This window comes from Rhodopirellula maiorica SM1, from assembly GCF_000346295.1.
Classification (GTDB): domain Bacteria; phylum Planctomycetota; class Planctomycetia; order Pirellulales; family Pirellulaceae; genus Novipirellula; species Novipirellula maiorica.
Genome location: NZ_ANOG01000854.1, coordinates 1 through 15,727 on the forward strand (window position 1 = coordinate 1; position 15,727 = coordinate 15,727).

General features: G+C 54.8%; 14 protein-coding genes. 3 read left to right on the forward strand and 11 right to left on the reverse strand.

Going from position 1 to position 15,727, the window contains the following annotated elements; all coding sequences use genetic code 11:
• Nucleotides 1–797, reverse strand: a 797-nt coding sequence (locus RMSM_RS27370; protein ID WP_040769611.1) for a glycoside hydrolase family 15 protein, incomplete at its 3' end; no start/stop codon positions are given.
• Nucleotides 798–1,107: 310 nt separating this feature from the next.
• On the opposite strand from RMSM_RS27370, the gene RMSM_RS27380 reads away from it, so the two are divergent.
• The gene (locus RMSM_RS27380; RefSeq protein ID WP_081614350.1) at nt 1,108–1,662 is read left to right on the forward strand and encodes a sigma-70 family RNA polymerase sigma factor; all 555 of its coding nucleotides are present in this window, start codon (nt 1,108–1,110) and stop codon (nt 1,660–1,662) included.
• Nucleotides 1,663–1,733: 71 nt separating this feature from the next.
• Nucleotides 1,734–2,678, forward strand: coding sequence for a hypothetical protein (locus RMSM_RS27385; protein ID WP_144058004.1), 945 nt, complete (start codon nt 1,734–1,736; stop codon nt 2,676–2,678).
• A gap of 10 nt (nt 2,679–2,688) precedes the next feature.
• On the opposite strand, the gene RMSM_RS27390 is transcribed toward RMSM_RS27385, so the two are convergent.
• The 7 genes from RMSM_RS27390 to RMSM_RS27420 all read right to left on the reverse strand — a co-directional run bounded on the left by RMSM_RS27390 (nt 2,689) and on the right by RMSM_RS27420 (nt 11,815).
• Nucleotides 2,689–3,501, reverse strand: a complete 813-nt coding sequence (locus RMSM_RS27390) for a tetratricopeptide repeat protein (protein ID WP_008704679.1) — start codon at nt 3,499–3,501, stop codon at nt 2,689–2,691.
• A 31-nt stretch (nt 3,502–3,532) separates the two neighbouring features.
• Nucleotides 3,533–4,114: a hypothetical protein gene (locus RMSM_RS27395; protein ID WP_144058006.1), complete on the reverse strand. Its 582-nt coding sequence runs from the start codon at nt 4,112–4,114 to the stop codon at nt 3,533–3,535.
• A gap of 124 nt (nt 4,115–4,238) precedes the next feature.
• Nucleotides 4,239–6,137: a polyprenyl synthetase family protein gene (locus RMSM_RS27400; protein ID WP_008704682.1), complete on the reverse strand. Its 1,899-nt coding sequence runs from the start codon at nt 6,135–6,137 to the stop codon at nt 4,239–4,241.
• 34 nt (nt 6,138–6,171) lie between these two features.
• Nucleotides 6,172–8,091 (reverse strand): prenyltransferase/squalene oxidase repeat-containing protein, encoded by a 1,920-nt coding sequence (locus tag RMSM_RS27405; RefSeq protein WP_008704684.1) that lies wholly within the window; start codon nt 8,089–8,091, stop codon nt 6,172–6,174.
• A 214-nt stretch (nt 8,092–8,305) separates the two neighbouring features.
• Nucleotides 8,306–9,703 carry an O-antigen ligase family protein gene (locus RMSM_RS27410; RefSeq protein ID WP_008704688.1) on the reverse strand — a complete coding sequence of 466 codons (1,398 nt, stop codon included), beginning with the start codon at nt 9,701–9,703 and terminating at the stop codon, nt 8,306–8,308.
• Nucleotides 9,704–9,717: 14 nt separating this feature from the next.
• On the reverse strand, nt 9,718–10,866 hold the full coding sequence (locus RMSM_RS27415; RefSeq protein WP_008704689.1) for an acyltransferase family protein: 1,149 nt from the start codon (nt 10,864–10,866) through the stop codon (nt 9,718–9,720).
• Between the two features lie 289 nt (nt 10,867–11,155).
• On the reverse strand, nt 11,156–11,815 hold the full coding sequence (locus RMSM_RS27420) for a redox-sensing transcriptional repressor Rex (RefSeq protein ID WP_063870272.1): 660 nt from the start codon (nt 11,813–11,815) through the stop codon (nt 11,156–11,158).
• A gap of 293 nt (nt 11,816–12,108) precedes the next feature.
• On the opposite strand from RMSM_RS27420, the gene RMSM_RS27425 reads away from it, so the two are divergent.
• Complete coding sequence (locus tag RMSM_RS27425) at nt 12,109–12,348, forward strand: hypothetical protein (protein WP_008704695.1); 240 nt, start codon at nt 12,109–12,111, stop codon at nt 12,346–12,348.
• Nucleotides 12,349–12,470: 122 nt separating this feature from the next.
• Here RMSM_RS27425 and RMSM_RS27430 read toward each other — a convergent pair whose 3' ends face one another.
• The 3 genes from RMSM_RS27430 to RMSM_RS41395 form a co-directional block, all read right to left on the reverse strand.
• Nucleotides 12,471–13,742, reverse strand: coding sequence for a nickel-dependent putative hexonate epimerase (locus tag RMSM_RS27430; protein ID WP_008704697.1), 1,272 nt, complete (start codon nt 13,740–13,742; stop codon nt 12,471–12,473).
• Nucleotides 13,743–13,886: 144 nt separating this feature from the next.
• Nucleotides 13,887–15,230 (reverse strand): Gfo/Idh/MocA family oxidoreductase, encoded by a 1,344-nt coding sequence (locus RMSM_RS27435; RefSeq protein ID WP_008704698.1) that lies wholly within the window; start codon nt 15,228–15,230, stop codon nt 13,887–13,889.
• A gap of 25 nt (nt 15,231–15,255) precedes the next feature.
• Nucleotides 15,256–15,727, reverse strand: a 472-nt coding sequence (locus RMSM_RS41395) for a hypothetical protein (RefSeq protein WP_160168389.1), incomplete at its 5' end; no start/stop codon positions are given.

A 15,727-nucleotide genomic window follows, 5' to 3' on the forward strand; every position in this document is an offset into this window, starting at 1 on the left:
GAATCGCGTATCCAACAATAGCGATAGTCCCAATTGCGGACGCCCCCGATATGTTCGGGCAGCGAGGTGGTGGCGGCGGCGACAATGCCGCCGGTGGGTGCGTACGTCAACGCTTTCAGCGTAATCAGCGACTGCTGGACCTCGTTGCTCCATCGCCCTTTGAACGTGCACCGGCCGGACCACTCCTGCCACCAAGCAGTGGCATCGTCAAGAGTTTGTAACACATTTTTCTCGAGCGGCCGCGGGTCCTGCGTCCGAGTCCACGTCAATTGAAATGCGGCCTGTTCGTGAGGCCCCAGATGAAAACTCGACACCATCATTTGATCTTTGACTTCGGCGTGTAGATCACAGGTGCAGTAAACACACTCGGGGCCTGCGATCGCTCGGATCCCTCGATCAATTGGCTGGACCCACGGCAAGATCGATCCGTAGTCGAACCGCAACGCCAAACGACTCTCGAGTTCAACCTCGCCTTCCACCCCTTCGACCAACCGAAAGATATCTGATTCTCGGGTTTGCGGTGCCATAAAATCAGTCAGCCGGATCGTACCCGAATCGGTGGTGATTTCCGTTTCCAAAATCAGCGTCCCCGGACGATAGCGGCGTTGCACTCGACGAATCGGTTCGGTCGGCGAGATCTTCCAAAACCCGTGGCTTTCATCCCCTAGTAGCGCCGCGCAGCACGCGGCCGAATCGAAGCGAGGAAGACACAACCAATCCAGCGCCCCGGTTTTGTCGACCAACGCGGCTCCGCGGCAATCACCCAACAACGCATAGTCTTCGATCTTTGAAACCACAGTTAAACTCTCCGAAACATATTGATCGAGTAATCCAGCTGCCTGCCGCTGCCACCCCGATTTACCGCAAAAAATGGACCCGGCGACGCCCATACCAAAACCGTCCGCAGTGCGAATTTCAGACCAAAGCGGAAAGATCGATCTCCCGTCGTGTATTGGACAACGTGGTCGATCGCGATTTGCCGCTGGGGATGGTATAATCGCATCGAAAAATGTGGCTTGATCGCGGTTCCTACGGTGAAAGAGACGAGCCGCTGCTGGCGATTTGACATTCAGTCCGCGAGACAAACTAGAACCAAGATCTCTGGAAATGAACGACTCCCCTGAACATCGAAACGCCCCGCCGGCGGGTGTAGACCAGGGGGAAACGTTCGTGCGTTCGTTGCTCGAACATGAACCCCAGGTTCGGGCATTTCTGCGAGGTCTATTGCCGTCTTGGAACGATGTCGACGAGGTGCTTCAGGAAGCGAGTTTGGTCGCGTGGCGTAAATTTCCCGAATTTCAACAGGGGACGGCTTTCGGTGGCTGGTTTTTAACGATCGCTCGCTTCGAGGCACTGAAGTACCGGCGACGCATCGCGAGAACGCCGTTGGTGTTCGCAGATGACGTCTGGGATTTATTGGCCGTCGAGGCAAGCGAGGCCGAGACGCAGCCGATGTATCGTCAACACCTGGAAAAATGCTTGGCCAAAATGCCCGCTGATAAACGCGACCTCTTGCTCAAAGTACATTCGGCTGGCGTCGTCATGCGAGACATCGCGATTCAAAGCGGCAAACGAGAACAAGCATTTTACAAAGTAATCCAGCGATTGCGAGCAACGTTGATCGAGTGTATTTCGAAGTCAATCAGCATCGAAAACGTTTGATTGCACCTGATCGCTGCGAGTGTATTGATGCAGCGGCGAAACAATATTCTTAGACGAAGGACAATGGATTGATGTTATCAGCGCTACGCGCAGCTGCTATCGGGTTGGCTTGTTTTTCAGGCTCCGCATTGGCGATTGCGGAAGATCTAATTTCGATAGAGAACGAGGTCGTCACGATCGGAATTGATCGTCATAAGGGAGGTGCTATTACTTGGCTGTCCTGGCAAAGCTATCCCAAAAACATCATCAATATCGCCGATCCTGGTCGGCTGATTCAGCAATCTTATTACGCTGGTCGCGTATTGGACCGGACTCGCGATGGCCAGCACCAAGCGTGGAGTCCCTGGGCGTGGAACCCAATCCAAGGAGGCGGTGTGGGATCATGGGCTCGCGTCCGCGAAGCACGCCGCGAAGCAAATTCGCTGTATGCGGAAACGATTCCCAAGCTGTGGGATATGCCCGATGAAGAAGCCGAAGCACGCATGCGCCAGTGGACTCAATTCGAACCGTTGATGCCCGATGTTGTTGTGGTCACGTGCGAGTTTACCGCCCAACGAAGCGAAGATGATCGTTGGGGACCGGCGGTAATGCGATCACAAGAAATCCCTGCTTGCTATTTCACACGCAATTTCGCCAACGTCAAAAGCTATCTAGGCGAAGGGAAATGGCGAGTTGAAACGCAGCCGCCAGGTCCACCGTGGGGAAAAGCCACGCCGCCTCGCAAAGCGATGGCCATGTTTGAATCGTCTGGCCAAGGCGTTGCCGTGTTTTCACCCGCGTCGACCCAGCACTGGAATTTTGGGCCGCATGGCAGCGGAATCAGCGACAATCCGACGGCGGGCCCCTGTATGCACGTCGCGCCGATTGATCGAGTCTTGCTCGGCCCCAAGTCGACGTACCGCTACCGATACTGGATCGTCGTAGGCGACAAAGCAACGATCGCGGATCGGTTGGACGCGTTATGGCGAAAATACTCGTCCGAGCAAGTGGAGCTTACGAACGAGCATGATTCGTAAGTAGCGGAGTCTATTTCGCCGCGTTTACTTTAGCGTCATCGCTGTGCAAATACGTTGCGTAGACGCGTGCGATGTCGCCCATGTAGTGGTGCGGTGCATCTTTGGCAGCTCTGTCTAACAATTTACGTGCGAGATCGAGATCGCCAGCGGCGTCGGCATACAGTCCCAGGTAGAAATCGCCATAGAAGGCGGCGTCGGCCCGCTGCGGTGTGCCGACTTTCGTTTCGTTGACGCGGGCGTTGACCGCTTCGGTGTCGCCGCTGGACAACATTTCTAAGATCTGTTGCATGGGAATCCGCGGATCGCCTGGAGCTGGCAAAATCAACTCTTTGGCTTCCTCAAACGACTTCACCTTGGCGACGCACAAGAAGTGCCACGCGGCGTTTTCGACGTCGTTTGGATTGACGCTGCGATGAGACTCGAACTGTTTCGCCGCTTCGGCATAGTTTCCGGAGAAATACAACGCGATGCCGCGTTGCCACAGCTCAGGCATATCGTCAGGAGTCACATTGACATAACGGTTAAACAATCGTGTCGCCCATTCGACTTTGCCACTTCGCAGATAGATATCTGCGGCCAAGCGAATGGCACGAGCGTCGCTGCTGTGTTGGCGAACGATGGCATCGGCCGATTCAATCGCGAGATCACGATTGCCTTCCTGCAGCGCTTTCAGCCCCGTCGCTCGCAGCGACGAAATCGTCATCGAACTGGCATCTTGAGCGGGGCTGGCCAACGAAAGACAAGTCACTTGCATTGCGAGCGACGCAGCAACGCCAAGCAAAAACAAAGTCGAGTGGCTTTTTGAGACGAGACGCAATTGCATTTCCAAGGCCTCAGCAGATGGGAGAGTGGAATCAGTCAGCGGAAACCGGTGCGACGATTTCAAGAAGTTCGATCGCCGGATCGCCATCGCAATAGATTAATGCAGTCCTCCCGAAAAGCGTGTCCCCTTTTTCGACTTGCATGATAGAAGCCAGCGAGGGGCCCGCACTTACTCGCCACAATCCGCACAATTGGACCTGGCGAAGCACATTGTGCTCGATCAACACGCGGCCCAGCGGCGTTGTTTCACTCTCAATCCGGCTCCACACCGGTTCGCTCAATTGGTCGACGTTCAAACGCACGATCCCGTATTGAACGATTTTCTTGTCCTCTTGGGTCACCAACGTGATTTCCCGCGAATACCAATTGGCAACGCGTTTGGTGCGGTGCACGACGACATCGACCTTTTGTCCATGAAACGCCTCAACCGTCACGGTCATATGCTTGTTGTGATCAAGCAATTGATCAAACGGAGGTGGCGCGGTGTCAATCGACTCGAACGAAGCCAAGTCCGAAGAAAGGCGAATTGCCGCATCGCGATCCGCTTCTTCGGTCAGCGAATAAAATTGACCAACAAGATGCTCGATTTCGATACTAAGTTTTTTAGGCGACATCGAACCCTTCATGTATTCGTGTTTTTCTGTCAAATTCGCTGCTGTGCGGTTGCCAAGCAGTTCGTTCGGTGAGCGGTCGGGGCTAGTCCAATGCTGTTTTCAATGGATGTGTGTTCGCATCGTGTCAAACAACAGGCAGCGAGTTCACTGGGACGGAACTCAACGAAATGACGTTGGGCGTCGGAACCTCGGGACGTTCCAGCACGGTATCCACCAAGAAATAAAGCAATCGTCGCAGCGATTCGGGCTGAAGTTCGTCGGCGACCATTTCGGCTCGGGCTTGATGCTTGTCGACCAATTGCATTGCGGTGTCAAACACGCCCGCGGAATGATAAAGCCGCGTTGCGATTGCCAGTCGTTCGGTATCGCTGTAGGCGTCTGGGTTTTCGACCAAATTGATCAACAAATCCCGTTCGTCGCCCTGTAGCGATTCAAGTGCGAGCGCCCACAGAATCGTGGGGCGCCCACCAAACAAATCGCCACCGGCGGCAAGTTTGTTGTTTTCATCGCCGGTCCAATCGCCGATATCGTTCAAGATTTGGAAGGCCACGCCAAGGTTACGCGAGAAATCGCGAATCGGTTTGCGATACGCTTCGGCGTCACCGGCCAAACGAATTCCACTGAACAAGGCCGCCTCGAATGCCGGCGATGTTTTTAGTGCATAGACTTTTAATGCATCCAGCGGCGACAATTGTCGGCTCTTGGAATCACGCCAAAGCAGTTCCGCCCCTTGGCCTTCGGCCAATCGCGTGTGGGCCGTGGCCAATGCATCGAGTACATCGACGCGGGCTTCGGATGAGATCGAGTCGTCGGCATCACGCCGGCTGAGCAATCGATAACCCAGCCCGATCAGATAATCGCCTACGTTGATAGCCGTGGGTAAACCAAAGCGGTGATGCACCGCCGGTTGTCCATATCGAAATGCATCATCGTCTTCGATATCGTCGTGTACCAAACTGGCTTTATGGAACGTTTCGATACTCATCGCGGCCCGGCGGACGGTCACCGGCAACGCGCCCACTGCCTCGGCACCCTTTTCACTGGTGCAATCGCCACCCATCATCGCGTCGTACGCCGCCAACGTGATGAACGGACGGGAATGTTTCCCTCCGCGAGCCAAAAAGTCGTAGGCGATATGTTCGGTGGCGGCAATCGTATCAAGTTTTGCAATCGAATCGACGGTCACTGCGTCGCCACCTAGCGGCGACTGGTCGCGGACGCGTGGTGCTAATTCGTTCATGGCATCGGCAGCAAACAGCTCGCTTGCCGCCCGCATTAAATGAACATAGCTTTTCGTTTGCTGGGTTGCCGGAACGTAGGGAGTCCGGATCATCTGCTCGACCCAAGACTCGTCGACTTTGGTGTTGCGGCAATCGCTGCTTAACAAAGGCACCGCCATGCAGGGGATACCCGCCAGCAGAACTTTGTCGATCGCTTTTTCTAACACGTTCAAACAGGCAACACCGACGACGGCATCGACATAGCCACCGATAATGATTTTCAGCACGACGGGCGAACCCTCGGCGACCAAAACGCGATACCCCATCTCTTCGGCGATCGAACGGAAATCGGCGATGCTGCAGGCCCCGCACTCTTTGCAGTTCATGCCGAATTGGTCGTATTCCGCCGGACACCCTTCGGCATGTTTCAAGCAATGCGGCAGCAGGAACAACCGTCGCTCCGGTGGCACCGACGCCAATTGGTCCTTCCAAAATTCGCTACTGATCATCACCATCATCCACCCCAAGTAGCCTTCGGGCAGGTCGGCTTCTTCGAGGAACCGCCGAGCGATCTGTTCCATCTGGTCTTTGGTCAGAGGGACTGAGCGATCGATTCGCTTGGCGACTTCGGCGCAGCGTGATCGTAAACTTTCGCGAAGTTCGAGCGTCGGCGGTACGTCTTTGAGGTGGCTTGTTTTCCGGCGCGTCGGTCGCGCCGCCGATTCGGCGCCGTTATTCGCCGAGCTGGACGTATTATTTGCAGTGGTTGCGGTCGACAAACCAGATTCCTTAGGTGGGATCATCAAGGGATGGAGCCGATGGGATCTCTTGCCAACTTTAATCCAAATCGGATCTCAGGAAGCTCGATAACGCAGCGACCGTGAATACGAGGGGATAAAGTTTTTCGTGGTACCAAAGTTTGGCAAAATAAAATCCAATCGGCCAAGGCACACGATGACGTCCATCGTGGACACTTTGCAGTAGGAATTCAACGCCACGGATTATAACTTGTTTCGGGTCGTTCTTCCCAGCAGTCGGGCCGGTTTGAGCGAACTCGATGGAATCCTTTGGCATTTTTCCATGATCATTCGTACTAAGACGTCCATTTTTACTGTAAATTGCCGTTAACGCTTCGATCGCGACCGCGGTTTCTTCGACACTGCTGGTCAAATCCTCCGCAGCCTGAACGCCAGCGTCGCGGAGACGATCGCGTTTCATCCAGGGTAAAATGGACGCCCCGCCGCCCCATCCGCCATCAGCGTTCTGGTTACTGCAGAGGTAGCTTGCCCCCCGGCGGATTGCTTCGTCACTCAAAAAACCGGCCGCTCCCGCCAATAACACTCGCGACGTCCCGTAGACCGGGTTGTCTTCGGCCGGGTGATCTTGATTGCCAAACCAAAGTGGCAGCCAGCTGCCGTCGTCGGCTTGGTGGCGCGTCAAAAATCGTTCGGCTTTCTGTTTGCTCGCGTGGTTCAAGCCATTTTCACCAAACGCTCGCAAGGCGTGAGCGGTCAAATCGGTGCTGCTGCGATCAAACGGCAGTTTGCCCCAGCCTCGACAAAACGTCGGCCAACCGCCATCCCGGTTCTGTAGATCAATCAGCCACTGCCGAGCCTCGCTAATCGCGGTGTCCATCCGTGCGACTTGCGAGCCCGAAGCATGACGCTGCATCCGTTTTACTGCCAACACGGCCCCTGGAGTATCGTCGCCATCAGGAACCGCACCCGACAAATCGGTCCACCCCCAGCCGCCTGGTTGAGCGCCGGTAAACGGGTGACGTTGACGATGTTGACACCCAAGGTGCCAATCGACTAGCGACGGTGAGAACCACGATCCGTCGTCATCTGGGTCGCTGGCTAATGCCGAGATGGAAAGCGACGTGATCCAGGTCGCCAAATTTGTATCAATCGGCCAACTGCCGTCGGTGTTCATCGAATCCGTTAGGAAACGAATCGCATCTCGGCTGACTTCGCAATCGCCGCGTCCTGTGGCGGCCAGACTCATCAGAACAAAGGATGTCAGCGGCGTCGCTTCTAAATAGCCACCGCTGTCGGGTTGCATGCGTCGGAGCACCCGCATCGATCGATTCACTGCTGCCGCACGAATCAACCGAATCGGCAACCATGTTTTCGAACCATGGAAATGGCGTGCTTGGCCGATCGCGACGAGTGCGGGAATGGCATAGCTGACGACCGGCATTTGCAGAACACGGTACATCGACTGGGGAAAAACCGACGCCTCAAATGGCAACCGTGGAACGTCGTCCCAGGAAACGAGTCCCGCGATCGCCATGTTTGCCAATATCGGAACGACAAAGGTCTTGTCTTTGCCGTAGCGTCGCCGAAGTCCATCGATTTTCCCTTCGGATTTGATGTAGGCTTCAAGCGCCGCAAGTTGATTGGATTCGAGCCCCACCGATCTGCTTTGCTTCGCCAACGACGACGCCGCCAAAACAAGATAGCTGGTCGCGATGTTGGAGTGGCTGCGATCGGTGTCGCCAAACCCGCCGTCCGCGTTTTGCTGCTGGCTAAGGTATTGCATCCCACACACGATCTGGTCTTCGATGGCATCCTCGTTGTCAATGGACCGGGGAGCGTGGATCAAGGTAGCCGACAACGCGCTGATGGCCGTGGCCGTGCTCAACGCGGAAGCCGAAAGCTCACCAACCCAATGTCCTTCGGCCGTTCGCTGCGCCAAAAGCTCGCTGCGTAATTGATCCAGTGTGCCGCGGACGCGCTGACGGAGATTCGATTCCATGAGAATTGGCGGTGGGCGTGGATAGGTGGGTGACAGGCGGTCGGCGATCGCCGCGTCTTGTTGGCGGCTGGCAATGTCAATATTAGCCGTATCAAACTCGGCCGAGTCGATGCACGATTACCACGCCGCCGGAGACGAACGTGGCCGCCAGTGACAGCATCCTACACGCTAACGAGAGTTGTTACAGCGCCACGGTTCTTACGTCGCACTGGTTCTAGTGGGCCATTGAAACCGCTGAAAACGGTTCGATCCGCCCCGGTCGTTCGACACGAACCGTTTCGACGCCGCGATCGTAAAGTGAAACGGCCAACCCAGCCGCGAAAAACAGAAACATATTGACCATCGGAATGATCGTCACATCTTGGAACATCCCGTTGCAGAAATAGGCGGCAAAAACCCCCAGCCACACCAATCCCCCACAGCGAATGGCGACCGAATGGCCTTCGTCACGTGCCAGATTCCAAGCCATACTTGTGATCGTAAGTAGCATCACAACCAGCATTGATAATCCGATCAACCCCGCGTCGACCAGCATCGCTAAGAACACGTTGTGCTGAGCATAGGGCCGCGCGTCCTTTAGTGGCATGTCATAACTGCGAATGCTGTGGTACTTGCTCGAGTGGGCAAAGTAATGGCCAAAACCGTGCCCCGTGATCGGCCGATCCTTAAACATTTCCCACGCCACCACCGCCAACAAAGGACGTAGTTGTATCGATTTTTCGGCGTCAGCGGACGTCAGGTTTTTATCGCGTTTCATCCGCAGCAATTGGTCTTTTAACCCCAGTGCCCCAGCACCGCCAATCAACACCGCAGTGGCAAGCCCGAGTACACGAACCCAGCGTGGCGAATAGACCAACGCAACGACCCCGATCGTGGCGATTGCCCCCAGCCACGCACTACGCGTCAGCGTACAGTAGACACCGCCGATCAGCAGCATGCAGAGCAAGACATAAAACGCTCGCATTCGAAACGTCGAACGAATGACCCCCAGCACAGCAATCGCGAGCGCCCCACACATCACAATCCCGTTGCCGGACGGATTCAGTAGCGGCCCTCGTCCGCGGCCAAAGAACTCCCAATCGGCGGGATCAACGATGTAGCGAGGAAAAACAAGGGCATGTATCCCCGAGACCTCGAAGATCGCCATGACCGCAAGATACAGCCCGAGTCCCAAGAACACGCGATAAGCCCACTTCAAATCGGACTCGGTGACCTCACTAACACGGGCGATCACATACATCCCGGCTGGCATGGCGATGCAGAACAACCACTTTGCAATCGGCGGCGGTTCATTCGGCGGATCGGCGCCGCCGATCATCACGGAAACCAACAACCATCCGGTGATTGCGGCCACGACGGCGTCGACACGGTTGAGCTGCGGTATTCGAAGTTCACCCATCCGCCAGCGAATTGCAACAAATGCAAACATCGCTCCCCACATCATTCGATCCAAGCTCAACTGAATGGGACCATCAATCGCAAAAAACGAGGGGCCGAATACGGTTCCAGTCACCAGTACCAATGTCGCAATCTGAAACGTCCGCCCCGTTTGAATCAGGGGAAGCATCCAGACGATTGCTGCGAGTGCAAACAAGACAACAAGAAACATCATGATAAAAGTCTGCTTTAGCGAGTCGTTGCGGCGGATGGGTGAGTATCCGCACAATGGACGGGGTGTCGCACACTGGTCCCGGCAAGCTTGATCGCCGAGTCGGGGGTTCTGCCGCCCGTCAACATTGCGATCGTACGCGGTGCGAGCCGATTCATTAGCATCGCGGCGGCAAAACAACCCACCGTCACGACGGGGAACAACACCCAGAACCAGGCACCTTTGTCCAACATCGGTCCCATCACGCGTTCCATCGCCGCACGCAGCGGGAACTCGTGGATCAAATACACAAAAAATGCTGCTCCCGATAACCGGATCATCGCAGGATGACGAACTTTCCAAGCAACCATCCAAATCGCAAAACATCCGCAAATGATCGATGCTTTGTGAATCAGTAGACTTTCGACGCTGTAATCACTGGTGTACCAACAATCAAAATCGGGACGCAACATGATGCGAGCGACGATCAAATCGAACCAGACGATGACAAAGCCCAGCACCGTGGGGGTGCTGAAACGTCCAATCCGATCCAGTGCCTCGGTGTGTTGGTTTGCCGCACAGCCGACGCAGAAAAAGAACAAGGTCTCGGTATGTAACAGGTACCATCCACCTACAATGGGAAATGGCTGATAGTGACTCAGCCACAACACCCCAGCGAACGATAATCCCGCAGCGTAAGGTAGACGAACGATTTGGCGGATCACCGGGGCTGCGATGACCAACACCATTAAATCACGCAAGAACCATAGTTGCTCGGCCGGAGGCTGCAGCAGCCACGTCGCCAGTAAATCCAGCAGCGACCATTCCGTCGATTTCCCATCGAAGGTTCGCACCAACAGCCAACACACGGTGGCGATGCAGCCGGTCGCCAAATACGGCACCAATACACTACGGCACCGTTGGCGAAGTTTTCGCAGGTAGGTTTGAACCGACCCGTCATCACTGCGGAAATAAAAGAAGCCCGCGGCAAACGCGAACATCGGAACGGCGAACCGCGCCACACCGCCAATAAAAAATTCTTGAACGACTTGGTTGGCCGATGCGGTTTCAAGCGATGCGGACGATGGTGCAGCCGACTGATAATGGATCGCTACCACAAAGACGGTTGCCAAAAAGGCAACGACTTGAAATGTCTGTTTGGTTTCGGCGGACAGCTCGGTTCGCACGTTTCAGGTTCCGGTCGTAACAGTTTCAGCGATTGCAGGGGCGGCGGCTCATGCGACACCGCCATTATCAAGAGGCGCTTACACTCTCGCTCGCTGAAACATAGTTCACGGTTCGTTGCCATTTCAAAATCTCGCGGTGCAAACCTTGAATTGAACGGACGTGATCGGAGTGACCGTTTTCGAAATTGACTTGCGCTGGACTGGACAGACGCCGTGGCAATTGGCAAGGAAAAGGGCAAGAAGGAACGCCCGAGACAATTTGCCCCGATGTCCCAAAGTCGCGTCGACTTTACTTCACGCTTTGAACAGCAAATGCCAAACGCTGCAGCTCACTCGCCAAATCCACATTGACTACCGCGATACGCGGTGGCAGCTTCAAGGTGGTCGGAGCGAAGTTCAAAATTCCTGAAACCCCCAAGCTGACCAACAACGTTGCGACATCGGCTGCGTTATCCGCGGGTACCGCAAGGATTGCCAAACTGGGCGGTGCCGCCGTCACCACGCGTTCGAGTTCGTTTGCGTCAAGCACCTGGACCCCGCCGATGGTCGAACCGATCCGTGATGGATCGATATCAAACGCTGCGGTTAATTTGAACCCAAGCCGGCTAAATCCGCGATATCTCAGCAACGCATCGCCAAGCGAACCGACGCCGACCAAGACCACCTCCCACTGTTTCCCCGAACCGAGTACTTGACCGATGCGTTCGATCAACGCATCGACCGAATACCCCACGCCTCGTTGCCCGATCGTGCCAAGTGCGCTTAGGTCGCGACGTACCACCGGCGATGAAACATTCACCAGCTTGCCCAACTCTTTGCTGTTGATGGTGGTGGTTTTTGAGTCGCGAAGTCGATAGAGCTCCCGAAAATAAAGGCTCAATCGCCCCACCGCCGGCTGCGGAATCTGTGTTGGAACGTCATTTGCATGATCTGGTACTGGTTCAGTCAAGCGGTCATTCCTTCAAAGGAAAGGCCTCTCATTTACATGAGATTCGATAGCGTTTGCGAACGTTGCCGCGGCATTCGTATTAGCGTAACAAAAATGCAATGCAGCGACGACAATCAAAAGTGTAGCTTCTCGACTGCAAGTAAGTTTGCGGGAAAATTCGAGAATTCTTGAGCTTGGCACCTAATGATAACGAAACTTTAAAACACCCACATTTTTTTAGTCACATTCTTGCGTCATTTCCCGCTTACTGATGGTAGTGACCTACCCAAACCGGGAATTCGGAGGCAAATAAGATGTATGCAATCAATAACACAGAATCAAACGTCAAACGAACGCTTGAGCGGATTCGATCAATGTTCCGATTGAATCGGCGACTAGGCAGTTACCTGACTTCGTTAGAGATCTCGTTCGAGAATCGATCGGTAGTCCTTCGTGGCGAGTTACCCTCGGACGAACTTCGCGGAGAATTGGTCCCAACGATTCGGCAAGCGGGCATCCTTTGTCAAGTTTGTAACGAAGTGCAAGTAAGCTAGAGATCGTCTTGCAAACGCTGGCATCCATTCGCTGTGCCAGCGTTTGTTTTAGAGCGTTGTTCAAGCCCCCCCCCTGCTCGTTCAGCCCTGCTCGCTGTCGTTCGAACCAAAGGTTTATTCGCCTATTCGCCGCGGTCAGATTGCCACAATCCCAGCGATGGGTTTTGAATAAAGTAGAACTCGCTGCCGTCTTCGTCGATGTGGAACCCGTTCTGTAACGTTTCGACATCATAGCGACGCATCAATTCCGACAAATTGCCAGGCGTGTAGCCCACCGAACGGATCTCTTCATCCGATAAATGGCCTGCTGCATAGACCACCTCAAAGCGGTTCTCAGGTGAACCATGGACCAAGTGGGCAGCCGCCGAAAGATTACCGGCCAAATCTTCATTCTCGGCGACCAAGCGGATTACTTCGGTTCGGGTGCGATATCCATATTTTCGAATCAGTCGATCAATCTGTTCGTCTTCGCCGAATTCTTCGACGGCGGGCCCCAACACGGTTAATCGTCCACCATTGGCGATTGCCAATCGAGTTCGGTAGATCGCTTTGTTGCCCAGCCATGTGCTTTTGAACTCATTTGGATCGAGGTAGGCGACTACATGTTTGGGCGCCCGAGGGATCATCGTAATGTTGACTTGACGAGCCAACTCGGCGGCCTGGAAGAACGTGTCGTGATCATCGCCAATGAACAGCCCCCGCGTGTGCAAGCTGCGATCAGGCAGTTGTTCGATCACAGTCAACGCATAAACCAATGGCAAGTTCTTGCAAAAATGGTCCGACGCGTAATTCAGAATCTGACGCAACGGTGTATTGGCTTGCCCCAGCGTTTGTTCGATGCCGTACACCGCACTTAGGTAGTGGCTCTCGTTGATCCCATCTTTGCCTCCCGTGCCGACAAATACGTTCTTGTTGTAATTCGCCATCCCGATCACTTCATGTGGGACCACTTGCCCGAGCGAGAAGATTAAATCATGCCCTCCGTCTCGCAGTAACTGATTGACCTGAGCTTCCCAAGGTCGGTCGTACATTCCGCCCGTGACTTCGGAAACAAATTCCGCAGGTACGGTGCCCAAACGAACAACATCGTCACGCCATAGATGAGGGCGGAACAGATCATGAGGCACACCGGGAAACATGTGATCAAGCTTGTCCGCCTTCATCGGCGAATGCGTCCCGAGGGCGGGCATGATGTCTTTGACGCGGTCTCCCAAAATCTGGTGACACAACACGGTCAACTCACCGGCGCGGCTGAACAATCGTGTATGGTCGGGCGGCAACAACAACGCCCGCTCGGGCTTTCCAATCGCCGAAAATGTCTGCAAAAGTGCGTTACGAAGGTCTTCGCTGGTTAGAGAGGCGGTTTTCGAGCCCGATGCAAAGAAAGTGGTCATTATGTTCAGCGAAAAGGGTGGGTGAAATGAGAAAGGCCAGTTGGCGTCAACCACCCAGATTGTAAATCACCATGCCCTCGCCCGTTAGCCACCCGAAAAGGTGCGGACACCTTTTTTCGGGTTTGGGCCGACACAAAAACCTATTTAAACCCAACTAGGTTCCCAGCCTTGGCGGTAGGGTTTAGTGATGTAGTGTTGAGCATCGGCGTGATTGGTAATTTTTAACGATTCGGCGTTCCAATCCAATTTTTGGCCAGCGAACCGAATTCCAATCGTGCCTAGCAACACGGTTTCGGTCAACGGGCCGGCATAATCGAAGTGGGAAGTCGTTTCAGCGGCCCCGCGACAGGCGTCCGCCCATTGCGTGTAATGGTTGACGCCTTCGACCACCGGCGACTTGTCGGATGGAAACTTGTCTTCGGGAAACAATCTAGGCATGGCAACGTGAGGAATCACGAGCGATCCCTTCTCGCCCACCAGCACCGATCCGGCCGACGGCAATTTGTAGTCGGCCGGTATATCGCTCAATTTTTCACGCGGTGGCCGCGTGCCCACCCCGTCATACCAAGTGACGTTCAGCGTCGAACCGGCTGTGTACTCGGTACCGGGGAACTCATAGTGCACCGTTGCCCGGTCGGTCCATGATTCGGGGAACAATTTGGGGGCTTCTGCGGTCAACGTGTTCGGTGACCCCAGTTTCAGCGATTTAAAAACGGGATCCAAAATGTGACAGCCGAAATCCCCGAGTTGTCCGGTGCCGTACGCTTGCCAACCACGCCAATTGAAGGGGTGGTACATGCCGATTTTGTAAGGGCGATCTTCGGCAACCCCTTGCCATAGATCCCAACGGACGTTCGACGGCACGGGATCATTGCCACCCGGACGATCCAAATGCCGCGGCCACGACGGTTTGCCGCTCTGCCATGAATGCACCTCTTTGACCTTGCCAATCATCCCGGTATGGACCATATGCACGGCGGTGCGATAGGCCGAATGCGATTGAATTTGGTTACACATTTGTGTCACCACTTTGTACTTCCGGGCCGCCAGCTTCATTTGCCGTGCTTCGTGAACCGAATGGGTCAACGGTTTTTGGCAGAAGACATGCTTGCCCAATTGCATTGCGGGCAACGCAATGGGGGCATGCATGAAATCAGGCGTCGACACCAACACGCCTTCGATCTCATTGGACTTGTCCAACAATTTTCGCCAGTCGTCGTATTGTCGAGCTTGTTGATATTTCTTAGCGGCTTGACCAAGGTGTTTTTCCGAACTGTCGATATCGCAAAGTGCAACGACTTGTACGTGCGGACTGGCTGCGACACCATTCAAGTCGCTCCAACCTTTGCCGCCGGTTCCCACGCTGGCAATGTTCAGTCGATCATTGGCTCCATAGACTCTTGAATACTGAAGCGCCGGCAGTGTGATTGCAGCACCAGCAATCGCAGTGGATTTTAGAAACGAACGACGGTTTCGGGTCGCGGTCATGGTGGGATCCGTGGTTGGAGGGAAATCAGGGCAGGGGCAAACATTCTAACGCAGTGCGATACCCGGGTGTGGTTTGCACATAAAAAATGTTCGATCCGGGATTTTCGACAAGCGGCGCGTAGCTGCGATCAAATTCTCGTTTGCTCGCCAACAATACGACCATCAATGGAATCGCAACGCAAACCAGTCGCAAAATAGCGACGCCCCATTCTGGCCAGTTGCGAACCGCGGGTACTTCGCTGACCCAGCACAGCGCCGGTGCGATCATCAGCGTCATCGCGCCCGCGGCTGAAAGACGTCCAAAGAAGTGGCCGATAAAAAGCACTGAAAACAGACTGACTACAGAGATGCCAATCGTCGCATCAGGATAAAGTGCGAGCTTGTCTTTGCTGCGCCGGATTGCGAAACCGGACGCTAGTGCCGTCCCCAGGATCGCGGCGGTCAGCGGGATCGCCACTGCCCCACCTTTGATGTAACCCGCCAACATCACGCAGACG